This is a genomic window from Ornithinibacillus scapharcae TW25 (assembly GCF_000190475.1).
In the GTDB taxonomy this organism is placed as follows: Bacteria; Bacillota; Bacilli; order Bacillales; family Amphibacillaceae; genus Ornithinibacillus; species Ornithinibacillus scapharcae.
On record NZ_AEWH01000063.1, the window covers coordinates 63269 to 75707 of the forward strand.

General features: G+C 36.2%; 15 protein-coding genes. 4 read left to right on the forward strand and 11 right to left on the reverse strand.

The genetic code is table 11. The features are described from left to right. Positions 1–119: 119 nt before the first annotated feature. Positions 120–3206, reverse strand: coding sequence for an efflux RND transporter permease subunit (locus tag G5W_RS0117795; protein WP_010098761.1), 3087 nt, complete (start codon positions 3204–3206; stop codon positions 120–122). A gap of 105 nt (positions 3207–3311) precedes the next feature. On the opposite strand from G5W_RS0117795, the gene G5W_RS0117800 reads away from it, so the two are divergent. Beyond that, positions 3312–4139, forward strand: a complete 828-nt coding sequence (locus G5W_RS0117800) for a TetR/AcrR family transcriptional regulator (protein WP_010098762.1) — start codon at positions 3312–3314, stop codon at positions 4137–4139. 47 nt (positions 4140–4186) lie between these two features. Continuing rightward, on the forward strand, positions 4187–5056 hold the full coding sequence (locus G5W_RS0117805; RefSeq protein WP_010098764.1) for a proline iminopeptidase-family hydrolase: 870 nt from the start codon (positions 4187–4189) through the stop codon (positions 5054–5056). 85 nt (positions 5057–5141) lie between these two features. Here the strand turns inward: G5W_RS0117805 and G5W_RS0117810 are convergent, their stop codons facing one another. The 7 genes from G5W_RS0117810 to G5W_RS0117835 form a co-directional block, all read right to left on the reverse strand. Further along, complete coding sequence (locus tag G5W_RS0117810) at positions 5142–5681, reverse strand: hypothetical protein (RefSeq protein ID WP_010098766.1); 540 nt, start codon at positions 5679–5681, stop codon at positions 5142–5144. Positions 5682–5733: 52 nt separating this feature from the next. After that, complete coding sequence (locus G5W_RS0117815; protein ID WP_010098768.1) at positions 5734–6573, reverse strand: hypothetical protein; 840 nt, start codon at positions 6571–6573, stop codon at positions 5734–5736. 85 nt (positions 6574–6658) lie between these two features. Beyond that, a complete protein-coding gene (locus tag G5W_RS0117820) occupies positions 6659–7522 on the reverse strand; it encodes an NAD-dependent epimerase/dehydratase family protein (RefSeq protein WP_010098770.1) in 864 nt (287 codons plus the stop codon). A 111-nt stretch (positions 7523–7633) separates the two neighbouring features. Next, complete coding sequence (locus tag G5W_RS23855; protein WP_010098771.1) at positions 7634–7801, reverse strand: hypothetical protein; 168 nt, start codon at positions 7799–7801, stop codon at positions 7634–7636. A gap of 149 nt (positions 7802–7950) precedes the next feature. Then, positions 7951–8847 carry an MFS transporter gene (locus tag G5W_RS24565; protein ID WP_272941584.1) on the reverse strand — a complete coding sequence of 299 codons (897 nt, stop codon included), beginning with the start codon at positions 8845–8847 and terminating at the stop codon, positions 7951–7953. A 26-nt stretch (positions 8848–8873) separates the two neighbouring features. Continuing rightward, positions 8874–9161, reverse strand: a complete 288-nt coding sequence (locus tag G5W_RS24570; RefSeq protein ID WP_272941585.1) for an MFS transporter — start codon at positions 9159–9161, stop codon at positions 8874–8876. Between the two features lie 15 nt (positions 9162–9176). Further along, positions 9177–9578 carry a MarR family winged helix-turn-helix transcriptional regulator gene (locus G5W_RS0117835; RefSeq protein ID WP_010098772.1) on the reverse strand — a complete coding sequence of 134 codons (402 nt, stop codon included), beginning with the start codon at positions 9576–9578 and terminating at the stop codon, positions 9177–9179. A gap of 248 nt (positions 9579–9826) precedes the next feature. Between G5W_RS0117835 and G5W_RS0117840 the strand changes: the two genes are divergently transcribed. After that, positions 9827–10654, forward strand: a complete 828-nt coding sequence (locus tag G5W_RS0117840) for an FtsZ/tubulin family protein (RefSeq protein ID WP_010098773.1) — start codon at positions 9827–9829, stop codon at positions 10652–10654. A gap of 538 nt (positions 10655–11192) precedes the next feature. After that, positions 11193–11795, forward strand: coding sequence for a YqaA family protein (locus G5W_RS0117850; protein WP_010098774.1), 603 nt, complete (start codon positions 11193–11195; stop codon positions 11793–11795). Positions 11796–11879: 84 nt separating this feature from the next. Here G5W_RS0117850 and G5W_RS0117855 read toward each other — a convergent pair whose 3' ends face one another. Genes G5W_RS0117855 through G5W_RS24000 form a run of 3 tightly spaced genes read right to left on the reverse strand, consistent with a single transcriptional unit; the run spans position 11880 to position 12431 of the window. Beyond that, a complete protein-coding gene (locus G5W_RS0117855; protein WP_010098775.1) occupies positions 11880–12092 on the reverse strand; it encodes a hypothetical protein in 213 nt (70 codons plus the stop codon). Positions 12093–12116: 24 nt separating this feature from the next. Next, positions 12117–12242 (reverse strand): DUF6254 family protein, encoded by a 126-nt coding sequence (locus G5W_RS24415; protein ID WP_010098776.1) that lies wholly within the window; start codon positions 12240–12242, stop codon positions 12117–12119. A 21-nt stretch (positions 12243–12263) separates the two neighbouring features. Then, a complete protein-coding gene (locus G5W_RS24000; protein ID WP_010098777.1) occupies positions 12264–12431 on the reverse strand; it encodes a hypothetical protein in 168 nt (55 codons plus the stop codon). Positions 12432–12439 lie beyond the last annotated feature (8 nt).

Consider the following 12439-nt stretch of genomic DNA (forward strand, 5'->3'; position numbering starts at 1 on the left):
CTTCCCCCTTTACTCTAGTTTATTGATTTTTCTTCTTACATAATACTAAAAATATGCACGATTGAAAATTCAAACACCAAAAATAGGTAGTTTGCCTCATACAGCAAACTACCTATAAATTAATTTCCTTGAATTTCTTTACGATTCTTCTTAAAGATCTTAGAAAGGAACTCATATACAATTGGTACGACAATTAAGGTTAGGAGTGTCGAACTCGCCAATCCACCAATTACTGTAATAGCAAGACCTTTCGAAATCAGTCCACCACCTGCACTTCCAAATAACATTGGTACAAGGGCACCAATTGTAGCAATAGCTGTCATTAAGATTGGACGTAAACGAGTTGCACCAGCTTCTAATATAGCCTCACGCATTACCATTCCTTCTCGTTCCATATGGATAATTCTATCTACCAATACAATTGCATTGGTAACAACAATACCAATTAACATCAGTAGTCCCATCATCACCGTAACAGAGATTGTTTCTCCTGCAATCAGTAATCCAACAAAGGACCCAATTACTGCAAATGGTAATGAGAATAGAATCGCAAATGGTGCAAGACCTTCACCAAATGTCACAACAAGGATGAAGTATACTATCAGCACGGCTGCAATCATCGCAAATCCAAGCTGAGTGAATGTTTCTTCCATATCAGCTGTTACACCAGCTACACCTGTCGTAACACCTTTAGGAAACTCTAACTCACTTATTGCTTCGTCTACCTCTGCAGATGCTTTCGAAATATCATCATCGGCAATTGTACCCGTAACTGTAGCGTAATACTCACCTTCACTACGAGCAAGTGTATTTAAGGTTGTTCCTTCTTCTACTGTTACTAATTCAGAAAGCGGCATAGTAGTTCCAAGTGCTGTCTGAACCTCGGTATCTAATAACTCGTCAATAGACTTCGGTTGATTAATTTCTTCATCATGTTTCACTGTTACATTTAGAGCATTACCATCTTTTTCAATTGTTGTCAGAATATCCTCTGTACGATTAGGGTTTAACACCATGAATATTTGACCGGTTGTTAGACCGTACTGCAGAAGCTCTTCTTGATCAACTTTAAATGTATATTCTACATAAGCCTCTTCTTTACTAGAAGATACATCCTCTAATCCATCAGTCTCTTGCATCACTTTTTCTACCGATGCTACTGCTTCATTTAATTTATCTAAATCCTCACTATATAATGTATAGCTAAGTTCATTAGAAGCTAGTGACATGGTTGAGAAGTTTTGGGATTTCCATTCACCAGATTGGCCAATATTAAAGACATAATCTTCAATTTCTTCGCGAACCTCTGGGAAGTCTTCCATGTCTGGGTCGAAGATTAGGTACATTAATGCACCGCCACCTCCACCAGCCATCATCATCGCAGCTTGTGGATCATTATCTGTAATAGACACTTGAACGATATCAATGTCTTTACGATTTAGCATTTCCTCTTCCACTGCAGAAACATTCTCTAACGTTTCTTCTGGAAGTTCACCAGTTGCTGGTGTATAGGTTAGATACATTACTTTCTCTTCTTCACTTCCTAGGAAGCTAAAACCAATTAATGGCATTAAAGCAAGACTACCTACTAACATGATAATCGCAACGATGGATGTTACAATTTTATGGTTTAGTGTCCAACGAAGAACCCCTTTATACCAATTTGCAAGCTTACCAACTTCTTTATGCTTCATTTCAGTTTTTTCACTATAAAGCTTCTTCTTAAACAAGAAATGTGATAATGCCGGTACAATCGTAATAGCAACTAACAATGATCCACCTAAAGCGAACGTCATGGTTAGAGCAAACGGCATAAACAGCTCACCGACCATACCACCTACAAATATTAATGGTGCAAATACCGCAACCGTTACTAAAGTAGATGAAGCGATAGGTTTAAACATTTCTAGCGTAGCTTCACGTACAAGTGCTCGACCTGTCAGCTTCTCTTCTTTTAGGTGTAGACGACGATATATATTTTCTACTACTACAATGGAGTCATCAATAACACGTCCAATGGCAACTGTTATTGCTCCGAGTGTCATAATATTTAATGTAATATCTAACCAGTTTAATAGCATTAATGCAATAAATAAGGAAACTGGTATTGAAATAATAGAAATAATAGTTGATTTAAAATCACGTAGGAATAGTAGAATAATGAGTACGGCAATTAGACCACCAAACACAGCTTTTTCTACCATTGTGGCAACTGAATCTTCAATCGGTTCACCTTGGTCTAAAGATACATCAACAACTAATCCCTCAATGTTCTTCTCTTCTTCTTCCATTAAATTTTTAACTTCATTTACAACATCAACTGTATTGGCTTCCTGACCTTTTACAATCTGAATCGCTATAGCATCTTCACCATTTGTACGAGATACAGACTGTACTTTTCCAATTGTTTCCACTGTTGCAATATCACTTAGTTTCACAAAAGGAAGTGGTTGTGTTTCAGATGGTGTTACTGGAATTAACATGTCTTTCAGTTCATCTTCGGACATGAATTTACCATCTAATGCTACTGCTTGTTCGCCTTTTTCAAACTCGTATAACCCTAAGGAAATGGCCATATCACTAGCTTGAATCATTTGCTTCACATCATCTTCTGTAATGCCTAGCTCTGCCATTCTTGCTTCGTCATATCGTAATTCAATTTCTTCGATATGCTGACCCGTGATAGTAGCAGAAGCGACTCCATCAAGTTTTTCAAGCTTAGGAACGATAATTTCTTCTACTGTCGACGTTAAATCAACAATATCTCCGTTCTCATTACTAACACTTAATACGACAACTGGCATCATATCCATGCTAATCGCTGTAATAGTTGGTTCTTGTGCATCTTCTGGAAGTGACACATTATCCAATGCAGAATCTAATGCGCGCTTGGCTTCATCCATATCAATACCATAATTGTATTCAACTTGAATGCTCGCCATATTCGCATATGAATTCGAATACACTGCATTAACATCTTCAAGATTCTCTACAACTTTTTCAATTGGAATAGAAACCTCTTCCATTACCTTTTCAGGTGTGGCACCAGGATAAACACCTGTTACCATTAAGTATGGGATAGAAATGTCTGGAATCATTTCAGTCTTCATTCGTGATCCAGAGTACATTCCTGAAACAACAATAATAATTGTTAATAGCCATACTGCTAATTTGTTCTTTAAGACAAAATTAACAAAACCTTTCACATTAACACCTACCCTATATTGACTTTATAAACTCATTCCTCTATACTAATGACCAATCGGTCAATTTGTCAACTATATAAGAGATAAATTAGGAGAAAATTTACAATGAGTAAAAAACAATTAATTATGGACAGAGCTCTTGAGCTCTTTGCAAACCAGGGATTTGAAGCTACTTCCGTACAGCAAATAACTGATCATTGCGGTATATCGAAGGGTGCCTTTTACTTATCTTTCAAATCAAAGGACGAACTTATACTTGAAATCATCAATCATTTTATTCAACAAATCACCGTTGACATTGACTACGCAGTCAATCATTCTAAACCTGATGAGAAACTGTATCATTTTTTTCATACAACCTTTCATGCGTTTTGCGAACATGCCGATTTTGCTAAACTACTTATGAAGGAACACGCGCATTCTTTTAATGAAAAACTTTTAGAGAAATTACATGACTATGATCAACGAACAGATCAAATATTATTATCCATGTTAGAAACGGTATATGGAGACAAGATTGATCACATAAAATATGATTTGATCTTTTCCATCAAAGGGTTAATTAATGGCTATTTAAATTTCCTATTGTTTAGCCAACATCAATTTGATGTAGATTTAGTAGCTAAGTCCCTTGTAGAAAAAACAAATCTATTAGCTAGGCATGTAACCATACCATTTATTACGAATAAATATGAAAATATGTTTCAAAAAAATTTTCATGGAAAAATGGATAAACATGATCTACTTCAGTTAATTGCTACGGCAATAGATGAATCCGATATCATTATTGAACAAGAATCTTTAATCCTATTAAAAGAACAGATTATCGAGCCTACCTTTAACAAAACAATCCTACTAGGACTAATTGAAAACATCCGAAACAACCCCCAACACAAATGGCTCGCATACAACCTAAAAGAATACTTTAATTGATGGTACAGTGGGACCTGTCCCCCTGTACCACATAAGGAGAGGATAGTATGACAATTTCAGAAGGTTTTATTCCAGTAACAGGTGGGAACGTATGGTATCAAAAACATGACAACCAGACAAATAACGCACCCGTCATTATCTTACATGGTGGACCTGGGTCGTCACATTGGTCATTACAGGGGTTGCGAGAATTAGCAGATGTTAGGCCAGTTGTTTTATATGATCAATTAGGGTGTGGAAAATCTGATCGTCCAACAGATTCATCCCTGTGGAATATTGACCGTTTTGTTGAGGAATTGAAGCAACTGACAGAAGGTCTTGGTTTAGAAGAATTTCACCTACTCGGGCATTCATGGGGAACAACACTTGCAGCTGCGTATTACTTAAAAAACCCTACAGGAGTTCAAAGCATCATTTTTTCTAGTCCTTGTCTGAGTGCACCGTTATGGGCGGAAGATCAAAAGAAAAATTTAAAGAAGCTTCCAATAGACATCCAAAGAACGATTCAAGAATGTGAAGAAAATGGGAATACGGATTCCAAAGAATATAAAGAAGCTACTAACGTTTTCAACAACCACTTTGTATGTAGATTACCAGAATATGAAAGACCTGCTTTCCTGAAAGAAGGGGCAGCATATAAGAACACGGAAATTTATAATATTATGTGGGGCTCATCAGAATTTGATGTTGCAGGAAACCTAAAAAACTTTGACTGTACACAAGAATTACATAAGATATCGATTCCAACATTATATACTTGCGGCCGATATGATGAAGCTACACCAGAATCTACAAAATATTTTAGCACTCTTACACCCAATAGTAATTACCATGTGTTTGAAAATAGTGCACATATGCCATACATTGAAGAGCCAGACCAGTATTTAAACATTATAAAAGAATTTCTGCGTTCCTAGGTTTGGGACATGGGGACAGGTCCCTTGTCCCACTCTCTCCCAATTCACCCTACTCCTGGGACAAGGGACCCGTCCCCGTGTACCACTATAGTTTCTTATATTTATGTATCAAGAATAGAAGCATGATTTCTAATACAAGGCTTCCTATCACTAATATAATGACTATAGTTAACAAGAAGTCCGTTGGGATGTTCATCCCAATCCAACCAAACAATTGTATTCCTAACATGATCACTAAATAGAAAGTAGAAAATTTTCTCGTCCAATCATTTAGTTCCGTCACTGCTAGTCTATTGGATATTGCTAGCATCAACTGAAAAACATAGAATACTAAAATAATTTTCAACAGCCCCATGATTGATTCATAAATTGACCATGCAGTCAGATATTGAACCTCATTCATATCATTCTGGGAAATAAAAACACTTGGTATGGAGAGTATCATTAATAATAATGCCCAATTTTTTGCTCTATTTCCGATAGGATAGTCACTAACGAGACTTGATACTCCAGAATATATTAAAAAATATCCAACTGGATCAGGTAACACATCAATAAAAATAAAATGAACCTCCAGAAAAACTAACAAATATCCCCAAAATATTTTCCTAAATGCTGAACCCATTCTATTCACCGCCCATTTTTTTCATGGAGGATCTCTTGAAATGTCTCTTGGTCTAAAAACATTTCCCTCCACCAATATAAGACTTCGCAATAAATTCATCACCGTCAACTGTCCTACCTTGAATCGATAATGGAAATTCATAGACTTCTTTAATACTTGGATTAGTTTGCGTATACACTCGTAATCCTTCCCCTTGTTTCATTTGAAATGGAAAGATATCTTTTTGAAGAAAGAACCCATTCGCCATCTTAAAACTATTATATTCGTTCTCCTCTAACCATTTTGGGCCATTGGGATTGTCATCCTTCAAACTATTATCACTAGTTCCAATTTTAACAGCTAAGTAATCATCACCTATAATATCAGCGAAGGGATAATATATGTCTGTTATTTCTAGTGTTTTGATGACCTTAAAAGAGGTCGTGTTATCCCCATTCGTACTTCCAGAACTGGAATAGCTACGGAGAGCATCCTTATTAGAAGCACTAATGACTTGAGAGATGATTACCTGACCGATTGGAACAGTGTCTGTTTCCCCATTCGTATACATCACTTCCATCGTATCGAAACTCCAGGATTGACTATCGTCAAACGGGATATTTTCAGAGGGAAACTCTACAATTTGGGAAATCAAATAATGATGGGTAAATTCTTGATGAGGGCTAAAGAGATGTTCAGAATCCCATAATCCTCCTGCATAATGTATTGGGTAACCTTGTACATCCCCAATCGTAACATAACTTATTTGTGCTGGATTTTGTTTATTTGTAATATAGTAAAATGATATTTGAACTGGTTGATTCTCATTATAATTATCTATAGCAAGATAGTGATCAAGAAATATAGGTTTCTCTAATTGTTTAGAATGGAAAAACAAATAGTTACCAATCATACCTACTAGGACAGCAGCTATACAAATCCAAAAAACTTATCCTTCATACAATCCCCCACTTGGGACCTGTCCCCTGTACCACCGCTTATTTGGCTAAATAAGTGACTAGGTCTGGTAGCCAATCTTCTAAATTGGTAAAGGTGTATCCTAATTTCGTAGCTTTTTCATTACTCATACTCCATGTTTCCGTTATCGCATATGGTGATTCGGATTTCTCCTCAGTTGTAATGATTGCATTTTTTCCGGTCTTTTTTTCGATTAATTTCAATAGGTTACCCATTGTTATAAATCCATTTGCACATACATTGATAGGCCCGGTAAAATCAATATTTGCTACCCAAGCAAGAAAATCTCCTGCTTCTTTTTGATGCACAAAACACATCTCCGCTTCTAGATTCGGTAAAAAAACCTCTTTACCTTCTTTTACATAATTCACGTAATGCAAGAGTCTTTCCGTGTAGTCTTGTTCACCAAGTACAATCGGAATACGCATCGCTACAACCGGAAAATCCGTTCTTTGGAAGAAAAAACTCTCCGCTTGTCTTTTCCCTTCTTGGTATGAGACATCCTGTCGGTCTACCATTTTTAGCTCATATGTATACGGGTCAAATACATCTTCACCCATGTTTGTACCATAGTCATAAACCGATAAGGTGGAGGTAAATACGTAACGCTTCATCTTACCTGATAATGTATTCGCTATTATCTCGGCATCAGTTGATGAAAAACATAATTGATCAAATACAACATCCCATTCTCGTCCTTCAACCGCGGCTCTAACGGAATCCTCATCAAAGCGATCAACCTTTAACCGTTCCACACGATTTCCAAATGGATCTTCACTGCTTTGCCTTGTTGCAACTGTCACCTTAACCCCCTCGGCAATTAACCTTTCAATTAAATTAACCCCAAAAAACCTGGTACCACCAAGCACAAGTGCTGTCTTCATCATCGCTTCCCCCTTTAAATTATAAGCCTAGAACTTTATTATGAAATACAACGAAAGAATCTTCAAGCTACTCTTTAACAAAAAGAAAAAACTCCTCACATATGGAGAAGTTTAACTTGCTTTCTTACTACGTAGAAATGGTATCGAAAAGTACATTTTAACGGATTCTGTTTTCTTCCTTTTCTCCCTTGATTTCTTAGCTAAATTTGCCTGTATGGCATAGCGTCTCATTTCCATCATTTTCATTTCTACCGCCGTACGATTTATTTGATGTAACATGTTTATTTCCTCCTCTTGTTCTTCTTACTTCCATCATACTCATTTGATCACTTCAAAACCTCGGGACCGCGACTGATATTTAAACACAAAAAATCCCTACTGTAAGAGTAGGGATTTTAAGACTTGAGACTGATACAGATTAGAACTGACTACATATTCTGAGCAGTTGCCTGTTGTTTAACGGACATCTTCTTTTGTTGCCAAGACTGTTGGAATAAGAATAATCCAAGAACAAATAGTAATAATACCGCACATACGATATATAATACTTGGAAATTAAACATTGCTACAATCATACCAAGAAGGTAGGATCCTGTTGCAATCCCAATATCCCAGAAAATGTAGAAAGTCGCTGTTGCATGTCCACTTCTACCAGGACCGCCTGCTTGAATACACATTGTCTGGAAACTAGGAAGCAAAGAACCACTTCCTAAACCAATAATTCCAGCTGCAACTAGGAACATCCATGGCGAGCTACTCAAGCCCAATATAACCAAACCACCACTAAAAATGATTAAACATGGGATAATAACATACTTTGGTCCTTTTACATCAAATAATTGACCAAGTGATGGACGAGCAAGAATCATCACTACTGCAAATACAACAAAGAAATAACTTGCTACATGTGCGAAACCATTTGTATTTGCATACACACTAACATAAGACAGGATACTAGAATATGCGACACCCACGAACAGACTAATAACAGCAATAGGTAAAGCTTTAACTTCTATCAAACTATGAATGGAAAACTTCCTCTTAGGAGCTTCCCTAACTTGTAAAACCATTTCAGGAACCTTCACTTGTAGTGCACAGATTATACTAACTAACATGATAATACTTAAAAGTACGAATAGCATTTTAAATGAGATGAATTGAATGAGTGTTAATCCTAAGAAAGGACCGACCACCATCGCAATATTCGTTGCCATTGCAAAATATCCAAGCCCTGCCCCTTTTCGATCATCTGGAACAACATCTGCTGCTATTGCACTAGCTACAGTGGTTAAAACGCCAAATGATAAACCATGAATAAATCTCAAAGTCAATAAACCTGTAAAACTATCCATTACAAAATAAAAAACATGGTACCAGTAAATAGCACCGCGCTCCACATTAACGTTTTCTTTTTGCCTAGCTTTTCGATAATACTTCCAGAAATAGGTCGCATAATGATGGCCGCAATCAGCATGATCGTAACAAGTAAACCACCTTCTGCTTCCGTGCCATTTAACTCTTGAATCACATATATGGGTAATGTTGTAAGTAATGTATAAAAACCAATAAATACAATAAATTGCGTTAATGCTATATTAACAAAATCTTTTGTCCAAATTTTACTTTTATGTTCTGCCATGATGTATACCCTCTCCTATTGAATCTTTTCTAATAGATATAATAATGTCTCCTTCTCTTTCGTTGATAAGTTCTTTAACATCTTTTCCTCATGCTTCGATACTAGTTGTTCAATTGCTATATACTTCTCTTTAGCTTCTGCCGTTAATTCTATTAACCGCTCACGTCGGTCCTTACCAGCTATTCTACTAACCCACCCATTCTCTTCCATTCTTTTAACGGTCCGTGTAATGGTCGGTGCATTGACGTGAAAATAATTCATAATATCGCTCTGTGTCTTTGGTCCATTTTTAGATAAGTAATACATAATAGACCATTGCGCTTGGTATAAGCCATGCTGTTGTAGCGTATCATTTAGGTGTTTACTAATGTAACGAACACGCTGGTTCATCAAATGAATGACATCCTGGTTTAACATTTCGCCCCTCCAATTACTTACCTAGGTAAGTATTTTTTTGCATAAGTTATATAATACTCCTTTTCCTCATGTTAGTAAAGTATTTCTTAAAAAACCACTGTGAAGAGACAATTCGTCCACAGGCATTCCTGATGATAGGCCACTTTCAACAAAACTAGTTCTTTTTCTTTACACAATACGACAAACTTTATAGAAAATATCTGTTATCATGGTGAAAATAATGAAAAAATAGAGTTGGGAGAGGCGACATGGAGAGAATTCTTAGACTTTTTAAGACGCATACGGACTTTTCCGATGACAAACAATCGACTATTGTAGAATATGAACATACTGACCTTTACTTTTACCGTTTTATCGGTGGTAATCCTAGTGAGACAGAGGATCTACGTAACAAATTATTATCATTTAGAGAAAAAATGCCGCTACTCATCGGTGTCTTTCGCTTTCCATTTCGCTTTGAAGGTAAACGAAGGCAGATGACGGCAAGAGAACAATACTTTCTAATGAAAGATATCTGTGATGCAGTTATTTTCTTTGACAGTGATGGGTTAATGGAAACGATCGACCCCACTACTCCAATCCATCAAGCACAAGCAGCTTTCGAAAGGATAGAAAATCAAACCATTCACGGATTACTCGAAATGATTGATGAAACAGGGAAAATCAATATCGATTACCAAGACATCAAGACGTTCATAAATCGGAATAAAGGCCCACTATTTTTACATACGTTTGAGGGAAGCGATTTTGACGAACCTCTAAAATATTTAATTGCTACACCTTACTTACCAAAAGACTTTACAGAAGCTGAACAATTAATTATTAATATCGGTTATACAAGGGAAGTGGATATGGAAGCTTTCAAACAAATCAACCTGAGGCTTAATGACCTATTCGATAAAGCTGATTTATTTAAAATTGGGACATATCTAATGGACGAGCCTGGTCGGTTATTTAAAATTAGTCTTTTAGTAAATGGTATTGAAGACCCTGTTGAAGCTCCTCTGCCTCCGAATAAAAAACCATACACCAAATATAAAAATTTTATAAAAAAATGGATGTCTCAGACACGGTAAGTTAAAAAGGTGGTGCTCTTGTGGCACCTCCATGTATATATTGTTATGATTACACCTAACAACCCACTTATCCCCGTTAATATATTCCACAGCCATACACAAATAACGGATACATGAATTCACTAATCCCGTCCAAACTAAAACGTAAGGGAGGGATTCCTATGAAAGACAAGAAGAAAAAGCACAAAAGTAAGAAAGAATTAAATGATATGAAGGGTAAAGTTAGATATCCTAAAAACAGACAATAGCGTACTAGGACCGTTCTCAATAAAGAGAAGCGGTCCTTTTGTTTATGATTCCATTCCAAGGGAATCTCTCGGACTTAAGACCCGCTTATTATGTAATTCAGTAAAACTCGCATTCGCTCGTCTTATTGCGAATGCGTTCGTTTTACTTATGCAGGCGAGATAGATTTTTTATACTTTATCTACCAAAAACGACAAACAATAATAAGCCGAAAGTATATATTAGAAAAGACTCATATTATTATTTATGATACAATTAATTAAAATTAAATCCCCTTTAAAGGAGATGTGTCATGATCCAGCAAGTCAGCGAATTTTTCGAAGATTTCGGTTTCATCGGGTTATTTATTCATTCTTTTATCGATGCGATTATTTTTCCAATTCCCGCTTTTTTTACACAGGTATCTCTCAGTATGTTAAACCCTCATTCTGCTATCTGGCTTGCGACAGTTGGTTATTTTGCATGTCTCTTAGGAACTCCAATAGGCTATCTCATTGGAAAAAAGTTTGGAGAACCAGTCTTACATAAACTTCTGAAAGAAAAATGGATTGAAAAAGTCTCCGAATTATTTAAAAAAAATGGAGAAGCTGCGATTCTAATTGGTTCGTTTACACCAATTCCATTTAAAGTTTTCACAATATTATCGGGGTGTTTTCATTATTCGATATGGAAATTAATTGGATATGCTGCAATAGGTAGAGCAGTAAAATTTTATGTTGTCGGTGTTGCATTCTACTTCTTTGGCAGAGCTTCTGAAGAATTTGTAACCAGCTATCTAACCTATATCATGGGTGGCATAGCCATTTTATTATTGGTACTTTTCTACTTCAAAAAGTCAATCGCAAAAAAGAAGAAACAACGTATCCAAAAGGAACAGGAAAACTTTGCTGGTTAGAGGAAATAACAATAGCCCGAACTAACAAAAATGGATGATTAGTTCGGGTTATTTGTTGCCTTTATACTATATCAATCGTGCCTCTCACACTTCTTCTATCGAATAGAATAATTGGTCAGCCTCTTTATCCCATTCTACAAACACTTCGACTGCTTTTCCTTCTCTATTTTCTACCATAAAACTTGGTTCACCGTGTTCCCCTGCATTACTTAGTTCCTCTTCAAATCGGTTAGTTATATCTTCCTTTAATATTTCCTTCAGTTCTTTGATGACCTCTTCATGGGACAAATTCAACATAATGGTTCTCCTATTTACAGTCTGTTATTTTTCTTCGTTTTTACCTGCTTCATCAGCTAATTGATCGAGCGACTTTACCTTTCCATGTGGTTTTTGTGCGTTTTTTCTAGCACGCCATTGCCTCTCTTTTTCTCGATTTGACCGTGTCATATACTTTAACTCCTTTAAATATTAAGATTTAGTATTTTTATTCGCTCTAGCTTTCTTTGCCTTTTCCTTATGAGCTTGATTTGCTTTTGCACTCCCAAACTCTTTCGAGAATTCTGTATCCTGTTTACTAGAATCAAATCCTTGTTTATTCTTCTGATCAGGTCGATTTTTCTTTGTTTTCTTTGCCATTTTGTTCC

Coding starts and splice junctions, on each gene's coding strand:
- G5W_RS24570 (WP_272941585.1), bottom strand. CDS start 9,161: ATGGCAGAACATAAAAGTAAAATTTGGACAAAAGATTTTGTTAATATA.
- G5W_RS0117855 (WP_010098775.1), bottom strand. CDS start 12,092: ATGTTGAATTTGTCCCATGAAGAGGTCATCAAAGAACTGAAGGAAATA.
- G5W_RS23855 (WP_010098771.1), bottom strand. CDS start 7,801: ATGTTACATCAAATAAATCGTACGGCGGTAGAAATGAAAATGATGGAA.
- G5W_RS0117805 (WP_010098764.1), top strand. CDS start 4,187: ATGACAATTTCAGAAGGTTTTATTCCAGTAACAGGTGGGAACGTATGG.
- G5W_RS0117800 (WP_010098762.1), top strand. CDS start 3,312: ATGAGTAAAAAACAATTAATTATGGACAGAGCTCTTGAGCTCTTTGCA.
- G5W_RS0117835 (WP_010098772.1), bottom strand. CDS start 9,578: ATGTTAAACCAGGATGTCATTCATTTGATGAACCAGCGTGTTCGTTAC.
- G5W_RS0117840 (WP_010098773.1), top strand. CDS start 9,827: ATGGAGAGAATTCTTAGACTTTTTAAGACGCATACGGACTTTTCCGAT.
- G5W_RS0117815 (WP_010098768.1), bottom strand. CDS start 6,573: ATGATTGGTAACTATTTGTTTTTCCATTCTAAACAATTAGAGAAACCT.
- G5W_RS24415 (WP_010098776.1), bottom strand. CDS start 12,242: ATGACACGGTCAAATCGAGAAAAAGAGAGGCAATGGCGTGCTAGAAAA.
- G5W_RS0117810 (WP_010098766.1), bottom strand. CDS start 5,681: ATGGGTTCAGCATTTAGGAAAATATTTTGGGGATATTTGTTAGTTTTT.
- G5W_RS0117820 (WP_010098770.1), bottom strand. CDS start 7,522: ATGAAGACAGCACTTGTGCTTGGTGGTACCAGGTTTTTTGGGGTTAAT.
- G5W_RS24000 (WP_010098777.1), bottom strand. CDS start 12,431: ATGGCAAAGAAAACAAAGAAAAATCGACCTGATCAGAAGAATAAACAA.
- G5W_RS0117850 (WP_010098774.1), top strand. CDS start 11,193: ATGATCCAGCAAGTCAGCGAATTTTTCGAAGATTTCGGTTTCATCGGG.